The organism is Pseudomonas sp. D5(2026) (genome assembly GCF_057766845.1).
Window position 1 is genome coordinate 2,413,161 of sequence record NZ_CM173421.1, and the last position, 18,400, is coordinate 2,431,560.

The 18,400-nt window shown below is 60.0% G+C and carries 14 protein-coding genes; 4 read left to right on the forward strand and 10 right to left on the reverse strand.

What is annotated here, in order from left to right; translation table 11 throughout:
* The first annotated feature begins 3 nt into the window (after positions 1–3).
* The 3 genes from AC3B5Q_RS11050 (at position 4) to AC3B5Q_RS11060 (ending at position 1,891) form a co-directional block, all read left to right on the forward strand.
* Positions 4–204, forward strand: coding sequence for a DUF1289 domain-containing protein (locus AC3B5Q_RS11050; protein ID WP_021782017.1), 201 nt, complete (start codon positions 4–6; stop codon positions 202–204).
* Positions 205–253: 49 nt separating this feature from the next.
* Entirely contained in the window at positions 254–895 is a 642-nt protein-coding gene (locus AC3B5Q_RS11055; protein ID WP_028697728.1) for a LysE family translocator, read from the forward strand.
* A 207-nt stretch (positions 896–1,102) separates the two neighbouring features.
* Entirely contained in the window at positions 1,103–1,891 is a 789-nt protein-coding gene (locus tag AC3B5Q_RS11060) for a substrate-binding periplasmic protein (protein WP_021782015.1), read from the forward strand.
* Positions 1,892–1,959: 68 nt separating this feature from the next.
* On the opposite strand, the gene AC3B5Q_RS11065 is transcribed toward AC3B5Q_RS11060, so the two are convergent.
* The 3 genes from AC3B5Q_RS11065 to AC3B5Q_RS11075 are packed head-to-tail and all read right to left on the reverse strand — an operon-like array spanning position 1,960 to position 6,027.
* Positions 1,960–3,303 (reverse strand): c-type cytochrome, encoded by a 1,344-nt coding sequence (locus AC3B5Q_RS11065; protein WP_103444264.1) that lies wholly within the window; start codon positions 3,301–3,303, stop codon positions 1,960–1,962.
* A 16-nt stretch (positions 3,304–3,319) separates the two neighbouring features.
* A complete protein-coding gene (locus tag AC3B5Q_RS11070; RefSeq protein WP_021782013.1) occupies positions 3,320–5,572 on the reverse strand; it encodes a xanthine dehydrogenase family protein molybdopterin-binding subunit in 2,253 nt (750 codons plus the stop codon).
* The gene (locus tag AC3B5Q_RS11075) at positions 5,572–6,027 is read right to left on the reverse strand and encodes a (2Fe-2S)-binding protein (RefSeq protein WP_021782012.1); all 456 of its coding nucleotides are present in this window, start codon (positions 6,025–6,027) and stop codon (positions 5,572–5,574) included. Before AC3B5Q_RS11075 ends, AC3B5Q_RS11070 begins: the two co-directional genes overlap by 1 nt.
* Positions 6,028–6,297: 270 nt before the next feature.
* Between AC3B5Q_RS11075 and AC3B5Q_RS11080 the strand changes: the two genes are divergently transcribed.
* Positions 6,298–8,484, forward strand: coding sequence for an OsmC domain/YcaO domain-containing protein (locus tag AC3B5Q_RS11080; RefSeq protein WP_103444265.1), 2,187 nt, complete (start codon positions 6,298–6,300; stop codon positions 8,482–8,484).
* Between the two features lie 209 nt (positions 8,485–8,693).
* Here the strand turns inward: AC3B5Q_RS11080 and AC3B5Q_RS11085 are convergent, their stop codons facing one another.
* From AC3B5Q_RS11085 to icmH, 7 genes are all read right to left on the reverse strand, one after another.
* Positions 8,694–9,572, reverse strand: coding sequence for a DUF6708 domain-containing protein (locus AC3B5Q_RS11085; protein ID WP_103444839.1), 879 nt, complete (start codon positions 9,570–9,572; stop codon positions 8,694–8,696).
* 264 nt (positions 9,573–9,836) lie between these two features.
* Positions 9,837–10,730, reverse strand: a complete 894-nt coding sequence (locus tag AC3B5Q_RS11090; RefSeq protein WP_031321994.1) for a DUF6708 domain-containing protein — start codon at positions 10,728–10,730, stop codon at positions 9,837–9,839.
* 2 nt (positions 10,731–10,732) lie between these two features.
* Positions 10,733–13,723 (reverse strand): T6SS effector BTH_I2691 family protein, encoded by a 2,991-nt coding sequence (locus AC3B5Q_RS11095; RefSeq protein WP_488393126.1) that lies wholly within the window; start codon positions 13,721–13,723, stop codon positions 10,733–10,735.
* A complete protein-coding gene (locus AC3B5Q_RS11100) occupies positions 13,716–14,639 on the reverse strand; it encodes a DUF4123 domain-containing protein (protein WP_028698404.1) in 924 nt (307 codons plus the stop codon). The genes AC3B5Q_RS11095 and AC3B5Q_RS11100 overlap by 8 nt, the downstream gene beginning before the upstream one ends.
* Complete coding sequence (locus tag AC3B5Q_RS11105) at positions 14,636–16,804, reverse strand: type VI secretion system Vgr family protein (protein ID WP_321141892.1); 2,169 nt, start codon at positions 16,802–16,804, stop codon at positions 14,636–14,638. The genes AC3B5Q_RS11100 and AC3B5Q_RS11105 overlap by 4 nt, the downstream gene beginning before the upstream one ends.
* Before the next feature lie 77 nt (positions 16,805–16,881).
* Positions 16,882–17,397 (reverse strand): Hcp family type VI secretion system effector, encoded by a 516-nt coding sequence (locus tag AC3B5Q_RS11110; protein WP_010954872.1) that lies wholly within the window; start codon positions 17,395–17,397, stop codon positions 16,882–16,884.
* Positions 17,398–17,530: 133 nt separating this feature from the next.
* Positions 17,531–18,400, reverse strand: coding sequence for a type IVB secretion system protein IcmH/DotU (gene icmH / locus AC3B5Q_RS11115; RefSeq protein WP_103462377.1), 870 nt, complete (start codon positions 18,398–18,400; stop codon positions 17,531–17,533).

An 18,400-nucleotide genomic window follows, 5' to 3' on the forward strand; every position in this document is an offset into this window, starting at 1 on the left:
GGCATGGCCAAAGACATCGACAACCCCTGCGTCTCGTTATGCCAGCTCAGCAGCGAGCTGTGCGTGAGCTGTGGCCGTACCCGTGACGAAATCCGCAAATGGCGGGGCATGAAGCGCCCCGAGAAGATGGCCACTGTGCAGCGGGCGGCGACGCGAATGAAGGCTATCGTCAAGAAGGCGGCAAAGCGGCAGAATACAGACTGAACCTGCGCTCAATAGACGCAGCCTCACCTGATTGTCTGACGAGCCTGAAATGGATTCTCACTCGCTGTTCGCATTCACCCTGGTCGCCGCCATCGCGATCGCCAGCCCCGGCCCAGCCACCTTGATGGCTATCAACAACAGCCTTGCCCATGGCCAGCGCAGCGCGATCTGGTCGTCGCTGGGCAATGGCACGGGCCTGTTCTGTTTGTCGGCTGCAGCCATGCTGGGGCTAGGCGCACTGCTGGCGAGTTCTGAAGTACTGTTCAATGCCGTGAAGATCCTGGGGGCGGGCTATCTGTTCTACCTGGGGGCGCGCCAACTGCTGAAGAAGAGCCCGATGCTGGAGCAGGGTGCCGCAGAGTGCGCGGCCAAGGTGCGGCCTACGTCGCTGAAACTGTTCAAATCGGCCTTTCTCACTGCAGTGACCAACCCGAAGGCGACCATGTTCTTTACAGCACTGTTTCCGCAGTTCATCGACCAAGGGGCTGCGCTATTGCCGCAGTTCCTGACCTTGACCGGGATTTTCGTGGCCTTGTCGCTCACTTCGCTAAGTGCGTATGCCGCCCTGGCTGCGCGGGCCAAGGGGGTGCTGACCCGGCCGTCGCTGTCGCGCTGGGTGAACAGGGTGGTGGGCACCACCTTTATCGGTTTTGGCGCGGCGATCCTGGCGATGCGACGGCAGGGTGCCTGAAAAGCCCAGTTTGTCGCCGGCCGAGCAGGCGCTCACTGTGTGTCCTTCGGCAAATTTATCGACGGGACGATGAAAGGCTCGTCTGCGGGTTGCTGATGGTCCAGACTGTCTACAGCGCGCAGATGATAGCTGCAGGCGACCACGGCAGGTGGCAGCCTTTGGCCACTACGCCGGATCGCCGGGTGTTTCATGTGCCGAGGGTCGTAGATGATCGAGCGTTGCTTTCGCCACGTCTTGCTCCTGATGTGCCTGTCACTGCTGCCCCTGGCTGCAACAGCGGATGATGCATGCCTACGGCTGACCGCCACAGGCAACCCGGAATACCCCCCGTACCTGTGGCGCGACCCGCTGAACCCTCAACGACTGATCGGTGCCAATGCCGACCTGCTCAAATACCTGGGCAAGCAGTTGGGGCTGGACATAGAGGTGGTTTACGCCGGGCCGTGGTCGCGAGCCCAGGAAGAAGTGCGCACCGGGCGGATCGACTTGATGGCCGGGTACTTCCTGACCGAAGCGCGCCGGCAGCATGTGGACTTCATCGCCCCGCCGTTTTTGCGTACCCCCAGCGTCATCTGGGTGCGCCAGGACAATGCCTTTGCCTACCAGCAATGGGCCGACCTCAAAGGCCGCAAGGGTGGCACTCTGGTCAACAACAGCCACGGCCAACAGTTCGATGAATACGCCGCGGCCAATCTCACCCTTGAAGCGGTGCCCAGTGCCAGACAGGCGTTCGAGAAGCTGATGCACAAACGCAGCGATTACGTGGTGTACGAGCAGTTTCCTGGCATGGTGCTGGCGCGCACGTTGGGCATCGCAGCCACTGTGCAGGTATTGCAGCCACCCGTGTCCAGTGAAGGGTTGTACCTGGCAATCTCCCGAGAGTCGCCCTGCAACCGGCCACCGCTGCGTGAGGCGCTGGCGCGGGAGATGGCGAAGATCGTTGGCGGGGCCTTGCCCGAGCAGTGGTTGAAACAGAACCTGGAGCGGTGGCAGTGACAGAGTAGCTCAAGTGCTGCGCGGTCTTTATGGGAGCAGCCTTGTGTCGGTACATGTACCTCTCCTATTCAACGCATATGCAAGATGATGGGGCTGCTGCTGGCCGGGTCGGTATGCCCACGCAGCTTGCCTACCGCCTGCGCATCCACCGCACCACCCTGGTTGCCCCAGGCTGTACGCACAAAGCCAAGCACGTCGGCAATCTCCTGATCACTCAGCTGTTCGCGGAAAGCCGGCATGCGATAGGCGTCCGGCACCCCAGCAGCCACCACCCGCTGCGAACCATTTAGTGTGATATTTATTGCCGAGGCGTTCTCCTTGGCCAGTGCCGAGGTCGCTCCGGCCAATGGCGGCATCCACTTGTCCTGGCCCTTGCCGTCCAGGCCGTGGCAGGAGGCACAGCGTGTCACGTAGGTGCGGGCTCCAGGGCTGTCCAACCGTATAGCTACCGATTCGGCTTGGTATTGCCATGGCTCGCCGTCACGTTTGGGGTCGCCGGGCAGCGACTTCAGGTAGTGGGCGATGGCGGCCAGGTCGTCGTCATGCATGAATTGCGTGGAGTTGTTGAACGCCTCTGTCATCGAACCGAATACCACTGCATGCCGGTTGCGCCCGGTCTTCAGGAACTGCGCGATCTCCGCCTCGCTCCAGCGCCCGAGTCCTGTGTTGTGGTCGGCGCGCAGGCTGGGTGCATACCAGCCGTCGAGCAGTGCACCGGACAGGAACGGCTTGCCGCTGTCATCCAGCGCCTTTTCATTGAAGGCCAGGCCGCGTGGCGTGTGGCAACTGCCGCAGTGCCCGGGGCCCTGGACGATATAGGCGCCACGGTTCCACTGTGCATCCTGCCCGGTCTTGTCGGTGTAAGGCCTGGTGGCGGCAAACAGGCCGTTCCACAAGGCAATGGGCCAGCGCAGGTTCAGCGGCCAGGGGATGTCGCTGGCCAGGTTGGCCTGCCGCGCCGGTTGCACACCGTGCATGAAGAACGCATACAGCGCCTTGACGTCCTCATCGCTGAGCTTGGCGTAGGACGGGTAAGGCATGGCCGGGTACAACCGCCGACCACCGGGCGCGACACCCTGGCGCACGGCGCGGTCGAAGTCGGCCAAGGTGTAGTTACCGATACCGTTGTCGCGGTCAGGGGTGATGTTGGTGGCGTGGATCGCCCCCAGCGGGGTGGCCATTTCCAACCCGCCGGCGAACGGTTTGCCATCCGGCAGGCTATGGCAGGCCACGCAGTCACTGAGCCGGGCCACGTATTCACCGCGGCTGACCAGCGCCGGGTCGGCAACAGTGGCCTGCGCATCGGCAAACGGCGAAGCAGGTTCGCGTGTGACATACCAGGCCAGCAGGCCCGCCGCGACCAGGCACGGCAGCGCGAGCCAGCCGGCGGTTCTTGCGAAACGATGGGTCATGAGGCGTCCCTTGCGATCAGCTGAAGGTGTGGCGGCTCAATGGCAAACTGCGCACGCGCTGGCCGGTGAGCTGCGCGACCGCGTTGGCCACCGCCGGGGCCACGGCGGGTAACGGTGGTTCGCCGATGCCGCCCATCTTCGCCCCGCTTTCGATAATGCGCACATGCACCCGGGCCATGCGCGAAGGCGGCAGGATCGGGTACAGGTCGTAATTGCGTGCGCGCGGCTTGCCATCCACGTACACCGCTTCTTCCACCAGCGTCTGCGACAGGCCGAGGGCGACGGCACCATTGACCTGATGCTCGATGATCGCCGGGTTGACGATGCTGCCAGGGTCGATGGCTTGCCAGATGTCGTGCACCTTGACCTGGCCGTTATCGATTGAAACCTCGGCAATGACCGCAGCCTCCGAGCCGAACGGTGACGCCATGGCCACGCCGCGTGCGCGCTTGCTGCCGTCCTCGGCGGTGAACGGGCCGCGCTTCCAGCCGCCGGACAAGTCGGCCACTGCGTTCAGCAGGTTGGTCAGTCTCGGGTTGTCGCGCAGCAGGTGCAGGCGCAGTTCAAACGGGTCCTTGCCACCTTTGTCCGCCAGTTCGTCCAGGAATGATTCGTAGAAAAAGTCGTTCAGCGAGTTACCTACCGAGCGCCAGTAACCGAGCATGGCCGGGCCTTTGACATAGATCTGGGCGATGCGCTTGTTGGCGATGGCGTAGGACTTGCCTGACAGCCCCTCGAGCGCAGTCGGGTCGATCTTTTCCCCTTGTTTGCCGGCAAGGGCCTCGGTTGGGCCCTCGGTGGCGCTTACCGCTTCGAGCGCCACAGGCATACCGTCTGCGTCCAGCCCGGCGCGGAACTTCACCACTGCGACGGGGCGCAGTACATCGCGTAGAAACTCCTCCTCGCGGCTCCAGATAAGCTTCACCGGTCGGTCAACCGCTTTGGCCAGGGCAATGGCTTGCGGGTAGGGGTTGGCAGAGTCGTACAGGAAGTGGCGGCCAAAGAAGCCGCCCAGCAGCGGCGAATGCAGGTTGATTTGTGCAGGCGTCAGGCCAGTGCGCCTGGCAATGTCGTCACGGAACATGTCCGGCGCCTGGTTAGGCAGCCAGACGTCCAGGCTGCCGTCCGGGTTAAAGCGGGCGAGGGCGGACGGTGGCTCGAGCTGGGCATGATTCAGGTACTGGTTGTGGTAGCTGGCCTCGACCTTGGTATTGGCATTGGCCAAGGCGCCGGCAATATCCCCTTCGTTCTCTTCATCGCGTGACGGCCCTTGCACCGTCGCGAGGTGTTCGCGCCAGGCGTCACTGGAAAAATCGGCCGGCATCGGTCGCACTTTGCTGTCGGCGGCCGGTTCTTTCCAATCTACCTGGATCGCCTCTACTGCACGCTTGGCGTGCCACCAGCGTTCGGCAACCACGGCCACGGCGCCTGGCAGCTGATGCAGCGAATGTACGCCTTTCATGGCCTTGACCTGGTCTTCGTTGCGCAGGCTGCCGACCGTCATGCCCAGGCGCGGTGCATGCTGCACGGCAGCGTGGAGCATGCCGTCGACCTTGATGTCGATGCAGTACTGGGCCTTGCCGGTGGACTTGTCATAGGCATCCAGGCGGCGTACGGGCTTTCCTATCCAGCGAAACTGGCTGGGGTCGCGCAGCTTGACGCTGGCCGGGTCGGGCACCGGCAGGTCCATGGCGCGACCTGCCAGTTCACCGTAAGGAACGGAACGTCCACTCGTGGTATGTACTACGTTACCTGGCGTGGTGGAAAGCTCATCGAGCGGTACACCCAGGTGTTCGGCGCCCGCCTGCAGCAGCATGCCCCGGGCGAGCGCGCCCAGGCGGCGCATGGTCGGATAGCTCATGCGCACCGACATGCTGCCACCGGTGATGCGCATGCCGTTCTCCATTACCACGTAGGCTTCGCCTGGTGGAGCGCTATCGACCACGAAATGGGCCGGGTCGACATCCAGCTCTTCACCCACAATCTGCGCCATGGTGGTGAAAGGGCCTTGCCCGCCTTCCATGAAGGGGCTCAGCAGGCGCACCGTGCCGTCCGGGCGAATTTCCAGAAAAGCAGGCACCTGGGTGCCGCGTTCCGCAGTTGCCGCGGCGGCGGCTGCCTGCACGCGGGCCGAACCCATGGGTAAGCCGAAACCTAGTACCAGGGCACCGACTGCGGTGCCCGCAAGAAAGCGCCGACGTGACAGGTTGACCGTTTCGCCCAGCTGCAGCCTGAGCAGTTCGGCAGGCGTATCGACTGGCGTGTTCATCAGGCTTGCTCCCCCTGGGCCAGATCATGCACGGCGGCATGGATGGCGTTGTAGGTGCCGCAGCGGCACAGGTTGACCATGGCTGCATCGATCTGCGCATCGCTAGGTTTGGGCGTGTGCTTGAGCAGCGCCGTGGCTGCCATGACCTGGCCAGACTGGCAATAGCCGCATTGAGCCACCTGGTGCTCGACCCAGGCGGTGACTACCCGTTTACCGACGGGGTCGGCCTCGATCGCCTCGATGGTGGTGACCTCACGCCCCACCACACCGGCCACGGGGGTAACGCAGGCGCGCACCACATTGCCGTCCACCAGCACCGAACAAGCGCCACATTGAGCCAAGCCGCAGCCATACTTGGTGCCGGTCAGCCCCAGGTCATCGCGGATTACCCACAGCAGGGGCGTGTCGGCGTCCGCCTCGACCTGATAGGTCTTCTGGTTGATGCGTAGTTCCATGGTTTCACCTGCCCGTCACGGTTGTTGTCGCTGTGTTGTTTCTGCATGGGGAATACGTTGTCCCCCGGTGCAGAAACGCTAGCACAGGAGGATGACCGCTGGTCTGGTGGCGGGGATAGCTTCAGAGGATCAGGCAAGTAATTCGGTGGAATACGCAAGCCCGCTTCGAAAAATCAAGCCTGCGGGTGGCGCTGAGCAGGACTTGCGCAACGAAAACCCGGATAATGCCGGCCAATTTCGTTTTGCACGCTTAAATCACGGTAATCCCGCATGGAAATCAAGGTCAATTTTCTCGACAATCTCCGTCTCGAAGCCAAATTCGATGACTTCACGGTGATCGCCGACCAACCTATCCGCTACAAAGGCGATGGTTCGGCCCCCGGCCCGTTCGACTATTTCCTGGCGTCTTCGGCCTTGTGCGCGGCTTACTTCGTCAAGCTGTACTGCCAGACCCGCGATATCCCCACTGAAAACATCCGCCTGTCGCAGAACAACATCGTCGACCCGGAAAACCGCTACAACCAGATCTTCAAGATCCAGGTCGAACTGCCCGAGGACATCTCCGACAAGGACCGTCAAGGCATCCTGCGCTCTATCGACCGCTGCACGGTAAAAAAGGTGGTGCAGACCGGCCCTGAGTTCGTGATCGAAGTGGTCGACAACCTCGATGCCGATGCCCAGGGGTTGCTGATGCCGGTGTCGGACACCAGCACCTATATCCCCGGCAAGGACCTGCCGCTGGAGCAGACCATTGCCAACATGTCGGGTATTCTCGCCGGGCTGGGGATGAAGATCGAGATCGCCTCTTGGCGCAACATTGTGCCCAACGTCTGGTCGCTGCACGTACGCGACGCGCAGTCGCCGATGTGCTTTACCAACGGTAAAGGGGCCACCAAGGAAGCGGCGCTGGCCTCGGCGCTGGGCGAATTCATCGAGCGCCTCAACTGCAACTTCTTCTACAACGACCAATTCTGGGGCGAAGACCTGGCCAACGCGCCGTTCGTGCACTACCCGAACGAGCTGTGGTTCAAGCCGGGTCCGCGCGACGCGTTGCCGGCCGAGATCCTCGATGAGCACTGCCTGGCGATCTACAACCCAGATGGGGAGCTGCGTGGTTCGCACCTGTACGATACCAACTCGGGTAACACCGCGCGGGGCATCTGTTCGCTGCCGTTCGTGCGTCAGTCCGACCAGCAGGTGGTGTACTTCCCGTCCAACCTGATCGAAAACCTGTTCCTCAGCAACGGCATGAGCGCGGGCAATACCCTGGCCGAGGCGCAGGTGCAGTGCCTGTCGGAAATTTTCGAGCGCGCGGTGAAGCGCGAGATCCTCGAAGGCGAGTTGTGCCTGCCGGACGTACCGCAAGAGGTACTGGCCAAATACCCGGCGATCGTCGCCGGCATCCAGGGTCTGGAAGAGCAGGGCTTCCCGGTACTGGTCAAGGATGCGTCACTGGGGGGCGAGTTCCCGGTCATGTGCGTGACCTTGATGAACCCGCGCACGGGTGGCGTGTTTGCCTCGTTCGGTGCCCACCCGAGCCTGGAAGTGGCGCTGGAGCGCAGCCTCACCGAACTGCTGCAGGGCCGCAGCTTCGAAGGCCTGAACGACCTGCCGCAACCCACCTTCGAAAGCCATGCGCTGACCGAGCCGAACAACTTCGTAGAGCATTTCATCGACTCCAGCGGAGTGGTGTCGTGGCGCTTCTTCAGCGCCAAGGCCGACTTCGAATTCGTCGAGTGGGACTTCTCCGGGCACGGCGAGGACTCCAACCAGCAGGAGGCCGCGACCCTGTTCGGTATCCTCGAAGACCTGGGCAAGGAAGTGTACATGGCGGTGTACGACAATCTTGGCGCCACCGCTTGCCGCATCCTGGTACCGGGGTACTCGGAAATTTACCCGGTCGAGGACCTTATCTGGGACAACACTAACCGCGCGTTGTCGTTCCGTGCTGACATCCTCAACCTGCACAGCCTCGACAGCCGCTCGCTGAAGCTGCTGCTCAAGCGCCTGGACGACTGCGATGTGGATGACTACACCACCATCACTACGCTGATCGGTGTGGAGTTCGACGAAAACACAGTGTGGGGCCAACTGACCATTCTGGAGCTGAAGCTGCTGATCTGCCTCGCGGTTAAACGCTTTGAGGATGCCAAGGAGCTGGTTGAGGCATTCTTGCAGTTCAACGACAACACTGTCGACCGCGGTCTGTTCTACCAGGCGCTGAACGTGGTGCTGGAAGTGCAGCTGGATGACGAACTGGAGTTGGATGACTACGAAGCCAACTTCCGTCGTATGTTCGGCAATGTGCGCATGGATGCGGTATTGGGTTCGGTGGACGGCAGTGTGCGCTTCCATGGTCTGACCCCGACCAGCATGAAGCTCGAAGGCCTTGATCGCCACCTGCGCCTGATCGACAGCTACAAGAAACTGCACGCGGCCCGGGCCAAGTTCGTCTGACAGGCGCTGCGCCCAATCATCGCCGACAAGCCAGCGCCACAGGTATTGCACCACTCTTGAGATTTGTGCCGAACCTGTGGACGCTGGCTTGCCGACGATAGGCCAGGAGCCGTCCTACAGCCCTTTGATCTGGGCGTTATCCTCATTCTGTCTCGCCGCGTTGCCATCCAGGCGCATAGCGTTCTCTTCCTATCCACTTCAGGTGGTGACTATTCGGGCTTAGCGGGCCCACCTTCGAAAGCCTCCGCCGGTGGTGGCGCTGCACGGACATTGAAAAGCTTGCAGACACAGTACCAACAGAGAGCGACGGTCAGGTTGTAGGGGAACAGCACCGCCCAGAACGGCAATTGCCAGTTCTTTTTGCCCTGCATTTCACCGGGCTCACCGGTTCGCCAGGGGGCATAGTGGCGCCAGGCTTCTGCCGGGGTCAGGCAGATGGCGTGAAGTGGCTTGTGCCACCAGTTGGGTTCACCGGGCGGGGGGAGTTTGTCCGGGCCGTGGTCCATGAAGTGGCGGAGGTATTCCCACACTTCGGCGACATGCTTGACGCCGGGTTCGGTGGGTTCGTTGCTGTCCACCCACAGGCAGTCTTTTTGGTGCAGGCTGCCGTCTTCCCGGCGGGGGGCGAAGGCGAGGGCATAGCTGGTGGTGAAGGAGGAGCCGCCGAATTCTGTGCGTTTAAAAATACCGCCTCTTGTGTTATTCCAATCAATAACCATGAGTGTGTTTATGCGTTTGTAATAGATTTTTTTGGTGGCTCTGTTGAGGTATATTTCAGAAAGTTTTTTTATTAAGAAAACACGGTAGGCTAAGAATGGAGTAAAAATAAATGGTCCGAGGAGCTGTATTGCAATAAATACATATGCCCCTTCCTGTTGGTAATTGATTGAGTGGGTGAAAAATCCTGTGTAGGATACAATCGCGATGGCTAAAATCGTGGCGGTATACATCTTGGCCATGAAGACTGAGTCGGAAACCCATGGATTTCTGAGCTGCGCTAATGTAGTGGTTATTTTGCTGATCTGTCCGTGGATTTTTGGTTGGATATAAGTGTTTTGGTGTGGGCTAAATAACCATGTTGTGGCCACAGTGCTACCTCTCGACATGAAGGGTTGAGGTTGAATTAGTGTTGGCGGATAAGCCTTGGTTTGGTGGAAAACTTATTAATAGAGTGCCACTTTTTGCTCTGGCTGTATCGATTCTAGTTAAGTAGCAGGTCGGCTCAGTCTTTGAGGGAATTGCCTTACTGCCGAAGTCCAAGGTGCTTAAGGTGCCATGTAGTGCACCGTCAGGGGGGGGACGCGTGAACTGCAGACAGGGCCCGGAGGTAGCACGGCTGACGGAGGCGTCGCTCATGTACGCTTCCTTTGGGTTGAATGAGCTGGGGCCTCCTCAAATGCTTCGGGTGGCGGTGGCGCTGCTCGGACGTTGAACAGGCGGCAGATGCCATACCAGCAGATGGCGACGGAGAGGTTGTAGGGGAACAGAACGGCCCAGAACGGCAATTGCCAGTTCTTTTTGCCCTGCATTTCACCGGGCTCGCCGGTTCGCCAGGGGGCATAGTGGCGCCAGGCTTCGGCCGGGGTCAGGCAGATGGCGTGCAGTGGCTTGTGCCACCAGTTGGGTTCACCGGGCGGGGGGAGTTTGTCCGGGCCGTGGTCCATGAAGTGGCGCAGGTATTCCCACACTTCGGCGACATGCTTGACGCCGGGTTCGGTGGGTTCGTTGCTGTCGACCCAGAGGCAGTCTTTTTGATGCAGGCTGCCGTCTTCCCGGCGGGGGGCGAAGGCGAGGGCATAGCTGGTGCTGAACGATGAGCCGCCGTATTCGGTGCGCTTGAAGATACCACCTCCGGTGTTGGCCCATTCGAATATTAGTACCTTACTCAGACGTTGGTAATAGATTTTTTGGGTTGACCGATTGAAGCAGAAACTTGATAGGCGTTTTATGAAATATATTCGATAGGCTAAGAATGGGAGGAAGATGAAAGGTGTAATTAGTGTAAGGAGGATAAAGGTATGACTAAAGGTGTATGGGTTCCAGGCTTCACTGGTTAGTAAGTAAGGGTAGGTGAAGACAACGAGCGCAATGGTCATTGCACAGTACAGCTTTCCCATAAAGACTGAGTCTGTTACCCAGGGGTTTTTCAGGCATAAGGTGGTTTTTGACAAGCTTGATAGTTGCCCGCCAATAGCGGGCTTATGCCCTGAACTTGAGCCTGAATTGAATATCCAGATGGTTGCCATGATCAACGCTCCAGACGAAAAATTGACAGGGTCTCATTATCTTCGTCCAGGCCTTGATTGGCGTTGTAGGTTAGATGAAGTGAGACATGATTTTGGTTGGTTAGGGTGTTTTCGAAATGTAGCACTAAGCCAGCATCTACAATGTGGCCGGTCGGGCTGATTGGAAAAACGTCAATTCCTTGGTCGTCACGGAGGGAACTCAAACTTCCTGACCATTCACTTACGCCTAGCCTGAACGCAGGCAGCAGCACTGTGAATTCTACGGTTGGTTGGGATGTGGCTACTTCGTTATGTGTGATAGCTGTCCAATTTGGCGGCGACCAGTGGTTGTTCTGATGCCATCGGGTGTCGACTTTAGTTATGCCGAGGGATAGGGCCTGCTCGGCGGATAGTAGCTTGGGTCCGTAATGTTCATTGTGCCAAGCCTTAATTTCTGTTTGCAGTGAGGTGAAAGCAGGAAGTTTCTTGTCAAAGTCCAAGTTGATGCCAGCGTGCGACTCTCCATCATTGATGCGATTACCGAATATGCTACGTGCTGCCCACAGTTCTATTGGGCTGTGAAGGTGCTCATGTGCCTTGGCGTGCAGGTAGAGGCCTCCTGCAATGATGGCTACTCCTACGAGGACAAGGGCCGCTGCGGCCCATCCGGCAAAGGGCACAACCGATGTCACGCCCGCGATTGCAAGTCCTGCTTCAAGGACGACAGCGGAACCGACAGCCATGGTGAAACCACCAGTCAACGTGTAATCGGCAGCCGCTTGATTGCCGTTCGCTCTCTGGCGCCTTGCTTTGGAGATATCAGAAAGCAAGCTAAATGCAATTGCCGGGTAACCGGCTAAACGCGCAAACAAATTGCTACTCAAGAACTTGATAATCCCATTGCCAAAGGCCATGCCCGGCGCTGTGGCACTTAATCTCAGCATGACGGCCTTTTGCGTTGCCCGTACGCTGACCAATGTCGCCGCCGCTGCACCAATCACCCCGAAAACAGATGAAGCGAACCCCAGGGTGTATTCCGGTGCATCGCTCTTCTGCAGGCTGTTGTAGGCCGTCTTGAGCGATAAGATGTTGAACCACAGCATCCCCGCGTTTAAACCACCCCCACCCCCGGAAGTGAGCAACCCAAGGAAGTTGGGTTTCACCCGTGCAGTGGTGGTCAGCTCGATGGACACCGTGCGGCTTCCTGATATGCGCAACGCTTTCATCTCTTCAACCTGCGCCATGCCGCTCTTCAAATACCGCTGTACCTCCTGGCTAAAGGGATTTTCCGTAATGGCCTGCTCGGTGATTCGATAGCGCGCCGCCAACAACCCCAGTGCTTTATCGGCATTGGCCTCACGCGCTGCCAACTGCACCTGCCGCCGAAGGCCATGGCTGGCATCCCAGCGGGTCTGCCCGCGCAGGCGCTTGAGCACCACGGTATTGACCGACTGGGCGGTGAGGTCGGTGATGTCTGCCATGGCCGGGAAGCGACCAGCCAGCCCTTCGATCACGTTGTCGCTGGCGCCGAACAAGGTGCCGATCGAATCGGCTTTGTCCTTGAACGGGTTGAACGGTGCCAAGGCGGTGTAAAGCGGGCTGTCGTGCTGGTCCAGCCATTGCTCCAGGCGTTTGAAGCGTCGGTCATGATCTTCGGTGCCGGGTGTCGGCTGGCCCATCGGGTGAATCAGCAAGGCCAGTGAGATTTCCAGACCGCGGGCGGAGGTGCGTTCGTCGCGGTCGTAACAGGCCAAGGCGGCTGCCAGGCTGTAGGGGTTATCGATGTGTTGGGATTCGGCCGTCGCCAGCCAGGCGTCATGATCGTTGCTGGCTTGCAAGGCCAGGTTGCGCAGGGCGGCAATCCGCCGTTCCAGCGCGTCGCGTTCGGCGAGGAAGCGCCGGTATTTGTCGACATCGAGGCGCTGTGCCAGGCGCGCGCCATTGGGGGAATAGTCTTCATGGGTGAGGGCCTGGAAATGTGACTCGGCCGGCGACAGGGCGGGCCCCCGGCGTGATGTGCCCAGCCTGAACGCGGCCAGTTCTGGTGAGGGGGCATCCGCCGGGTACAGGCTTTCCAACGTCTTGTTCAGCAGCATGGCGACCAGGTTGCGATGGTGAAAGTCGCGGCTCTGCGGGCTGAGCTGTTCGGCATCCAGCCGGTAGCATGCCGGCACGCGCTCCTGCTCGGGAGGCTGGGCGGGTTTTGTGTGTTCCAGTTGCTCGGCCGGCATCAGGTCGCGCAGTTGATGCTGGTAGGCCGAGACCGACAGGCTCAGGTCCAGGGCCATGCCTTCCGCGTCGGCGAGCGCCACCACCACCGGCACTTTCGGTTGGGTCCAGGGGTAGTGGCGGGCGATGGCAGTGAGGTTGCCGATGGGCAAAGTTTCGGTGACCGGGTCGCTGCTCCAGGTCAGCGGCATGCGCCGCTCTGTTGGTTTGAAGTCTTCGACCCAGATTTGCAGGGCACTCACTGGCAACACATGGGGCTGTGTGGACGGCGCCTGGTTGCCGCTCACCAGGTCGGCCATGTCCAGCTGGCGCATGTGCCGTTTGCGCAGGGCTGGCGAACCGGTGATACGGGCGGTGATGGCGTTGGTCCACAGGTGCGGGCTGTAGCCGATCCACACTTCCTTGGCGGAGTCCTGACAGGTGTCGGCCCACACCCAGCCCATGCTCTGGCCGGACAGGTAGCGCTCACGCCGGTGGTAGTCCTCCAGCCCTTGGTAGCGCAGCTCCTTGTAGAGGCCCGCGCCGACGTGCTCGTGAATGACCAGCTTTTCGCCCAAAGGGCCTTTCATGAACACGTAGACATAACCTGGGCGCAAGGCGCGGAGGGTGTAGGCCGAGTGCTGCAGCGGAGTGAAGCCTTGTTCCAGGTTGAAGCCTGCATCGACATAGCGGCAGGCGTGGGCGTCGCCGGTGCGGGGCACGATGGCGTAGCGCACTGGCAGGATGGGTACGCGTGCGCTGCAGGCAGGGCCGGAGGTGGCGCGGCTGACGGAGGCGTTAGTCATGGGCAGGTTCCTTGCTTTCGACCAGTGCCTGGAGCTCGCGAAGGCGGGCCTGGGGCGACTCTTCGAGGTTGGTGTAGATTTTTCCCGCCTTGTCATTGCTCATCAGCCACATGTGCCCGGCTATCAGCCGGATGAATTGGCCCGCAACTTCCTCGCTCCGGAAATTGAGGGCTGTCAGTTGCGGCAGGAGTGTTTCTATCCAGAGCCGTATGTCCGCCAAGGTATGGTTGGCATGGGGCGGCATGGCCAAGACCTCATGCGCCAATGAGAGGACAAAGTGCTCGTGCATGCCTGCTTGCAGCCGATCAAGTTCAAGCTGCTGGAGGGTTAAAGGCAGTGCTGATTTTGAGCGGGCAGCAATCGGCTTGTTTTCGTGTGTTTTCCACTCATGAGCCGGCCCCCAGTTGACTCGCCATGCCAACCGAGACACCGGGCCAAGCCAGGCCTTGCGATGGTCGTCGTCCAGCGCATTCAGCCAGGCTGCAAGATGGTCCGGTGTGACATGGTGAGTGGCAACGCTCTGGTCAGGGAGCACGACTTGCGACAGGCTGGTGAAGTGGTCTGCCAGCGCTGCCAGGCCAACCTCGGCATCCAGCGCGATGGCTCCACCGATAGGCATCCAGGTCGTGATTGCATGGGCAAGCAGCTCGTGAGCGTCTGCAACGTCCACCAGCAAAGGCCCAAACTCATGACGGTCATCCAGGGCGCTGTTCTTCCATAACCATGCCTTTTGAGTATTCCGGCTGACAGCGTTTATAAGATCGAGTACCGATGGGGCATAAGCAGGAACCAGTTCACCTTCCTGCGGGATGGGCCGATAGGCCCAGTTCTCGATTGCACTGGTCATAAGCAGCAGAAAGCGGCAGTTGTGAGCGAAGTCTTCGCTGCGCGGAGGAGGTGATGACAAGGTGGTCATTGGACTTGCCCTCGGATACAGCGGCAATCGGGCAGGGGGCAGGAGCCATCAGGGCGGCGCCCACACAGGCGCTCCAGCGGCTTGCCAGTGTTCGGTGCACTGCTGATGGAAAAGGGGCTTGTCGTCCCATCTGCCGACTTGAGCATCTGGCCGGTGATGCGAATCGTCGGGCTGTCCAGTGTGATGCCTGTTTCGTCGATTCGAATGGAGCCCCCAGGGCCTTGGATGACTACGGCTTCCGATGCTCGAAGTTCATAACGGCGGGTACGTCTGCGGATATCCCCGCGGGCTTCCAGCTCGGCATGCCCTTCGACCCGTTGCTCGAAGTTGCCACCGATACGGGTGTGGTGATTGGCGGCGATCTGATCGTGACGGTGATTGCCGATGTTTTCGACACGGTCCTTGGCGATCCTGATCGTGTGGTTTCTACCGATGTCGAGCGCGGCATCCTGCCCAATGGTGATGCGCTCGTCATTGCCAACCGTTTCCGTACGGTCGTGGCCGATCAGGATCGATTCGTCGTGATCGACCTGCTCTTTGCGGTCATTGCCGACCTGCGTAGTCTCATCGTGCTTGACCACATTGTTCTGGTCCCTCTGGGCATGAATGAACACTTCCTCCTGGCCCAGTTCGTCTTCGAAGCGCAGCTCGTTGAAGCCATCGCCCTTGTGGGTCTGGCTCTTGATGGTCATGCGGGTCTTGTGGCGGGGAAGGTCGTAGGGTGGCAACTGGTTACCGCAGTAAGTACGGCCGGTGATCATCGGCTGATCGGGGTCGCCGTTGACGTAGTGGATGATCACGTCCTGGCCAATCCGTGGGATGGCCATCGAGCCCCAGCTGCCGCCGGCCCAGCCTTGGGATACGCGTACCCAGCAGGAGCTGAACGCGTTGTCCTGGCTTTCTCTGTCCCAGGGAAAGCTGACCTTGACCCGGCCCCATTCGTCGCAGTAGATCTCTTCACCGGGCGGCCCCACCACGGTGGCCATATGCGGGCCGTCAACGCGTGGTTTGGGCAACGGGGCTGGGCGCCACTCGGTTCTGCCTGGCACCAGTACCGCCTTTTGCTCGTAACGTGTGCCCTGATCGGCCCCGGCAGCTTCTTCCTGCAGGCTGGTGAACTGGTGGCCTTTATGGGTAACCGTGTTCACCCGCCAATGCGCATTGAGGTCGTCACGTGGGTGACCGGTCAGGGTGAAACTGAGCCCCGGTTGCAGGCGCACGTCATCGCCCTGGACCTCGGCAATACGCACATCATGGCGCAGCGCTGTGATGCGGTTTTCGGTGAACGGCTTGCCCACGGCATCGCGTTTGTAGCGGCCTGGGTAATCGAAGTATTCGTAATCTTTGCTCTGATGCTCCAGGAAGGGCCCGGCGGCTCTGTGCTCCTGGCGGTAGGCCGGGTGGGTGAAGGTGTGGTCGCGCTGCACCTGGCGAGCGGTGCGCACCTGCTCGCTGTAGCGCAAGCGGTGAAGGCAGGGTATGGCTTGATCGCCACCGCTGTTGGCTTGGTACAGCACGCTGTCAGGGCCTACAGGCTCGTCGTCATCGCCGAAATCCTCGTCGTCATGGTCGGCCTTGACGGCGCCATGGCTGATCAGCCCGAGTGATTGCAGCCGATCGGTGATGATCAGCTTGTGCAGCTTTTCACTGTGCGCAAAGCGGTAGACGAAGCCTTCTTCAGCGGCAAGGCGGGCGATGAACGCCAAGTCCGTCTCGCCGGCCTGAACGCAGAATTCGCGCACCTGATGGTCCATGCTGGCGCGTAGTTCGTACTGGTCGATGCCCTGACGCTTGAGCATCAGCTCGAGAATTTGCGGAACGGTCTTGTGCTGGAAGATGCGCCAGTTCGAGCGCAGCCTTGCGCGGGCCAGTTGCGGTTCGACCAAGGCGTGATAGTAAGTGCGGTAGAAGCCGCTCTCGCCCTGGCTGAAGCTGCTGACAAGGCCGTGCACGTACCGTAACGGGCGTTCTCCGTCCAAGATGGTGAAGAGCACGGGTTTGTCGAGCAAATGACCGAAGTCGATATCGTTTTCGAAGCTGATCAGTTTCAGCTCCAGTTCAAAGGGTGCGCTGATGCCCTCTCGGAGTTCGAACGACACCACTTCGAATTCAGCTTTGCCAACGAGAGCCTCAAAGCTGTAGCGCAAATCAGATTGGCTAGGCATAAAAGATCCTTGTCCGCCGTCTGAATCAACACAAAGCCCGGGCGGGCATGGCCGCCTGCCCGGGGCATTTGCACAGGTCAGGCGGCGGGTGCGCGCCAGTCGTCAGAGCCTTCGGTGTTGGCTACATCGTGAGCCCACGTGATCTTTCGATACGCCAGCGATACTTCAACCAGTTGGGTGTAGTTTTCATTGTCTTTGTCGAGTGCGTGGGGAAGCACGGTATTGATGCTGACGATGGTGGCGTCTTCGAGCGTGGTGGTGAAAAAATGCTCTTGTTTGCCTTCCGAGGAGGTGCGATACCAGCTGACCTCGACCGTTGGCAGCATTTCGCCGGTGGCAAGTGCCTGATACATCAGGGGGGTAGCTTTGTTCAGTGAACTGGTGAATATGAAAGGCTTATGCACGCGCTGGCCACTCGGTTGACCGCTCTGGGGGTCAGTGGGCGTAGTCACCTCATGCTTGATTTCCTGAACCAGAATCTGATCTTCATGGCCTTGTTGGAACACGTTGCCGACGGAGTCAGCGGTGAAGGCGCCAGCGGTGATGTTGCCTTGGGTCTGGCCTACGATCTTGATGTAAGCGGGTGTTGGCATGGCAGTTACTCCTGCGTCCATATGGGTAAAGCACGCGCACCACAGGTGGCGTGGCCATCGGAAACGATGGGCTTGTCAGCGAGGCAAAAACCTCGCGAATTCGTTGAACTCAGTGGTGCTGTGTCACGGTTGGCTATTGCTGCAAAATGCCGTTCAGCGACTCCAGCACCTCGGTTGTGATCAGGTGCAGGCGGTAGCTGTAGATCCCGTAGGCCACGGCCATGGCGATGGCGGAGATGACCAACGGGCTCCACCACGGCCATATCCGGCTCATGCGGAAGTTTTTTGGGGCGACGTTGGTGTAGGGGTCGCAGACTTCTTCGGGGGTGGGGCCGCGCAGTTCGCGGATGATCCCGTGCAGTTGGTGAATCAGTGCGTTGAGTGTTTCTTCGCCTTTCGGCGCGAGCGCATACTTGCCCTTCAGCCCAAGGCACAGGGCGAAGTACATGAACTCCAGTACGTCCTGATAACGCTTGGGCTCCTGCATAAGGCGGGTAATCACGGTGAAGATTTTTTCCCCACCCCAGGTCTCGTCGTGGAAGATGCTGAGCAGCGGCTCGTGGCTCCAGCAACTGCTTTTGCCCCAGGGCCGCTCCATCACGGCCTCGTCTATGAACAGGCACAGACCGTAGGAATACGCCAGCAACTGAGCGGGCTCGTAACCGTGCTGGCGCATTTCTTCCTGAATGTTGTCGATCTGGCTGCGTACTTGCTGGTGCACGTCCTGAATGTTTGGCAGCTCGTCCAGCGTACGCAGGCGTAAAACCAAGCCGAACAACGGTGATGCGGCATCCAGCATCAGATTGGCGAAGCCGCCCCGCAGCTGAAATTCCGGGTCAGCGGGGTAGCCTTCGGAAACGGGCTCTGGCTCAGGCTTGTCTGTGGGTGCTTGCCTATTGGTTGCCGCAGCCCGGGGGGCGGGTACTGGCTTTTCAAGGGTTGAATCAAGCGCGTTGACTACGGCGCTGTTTTGATCGGTGGGCGTATTGTTGTCTTTTCCCAT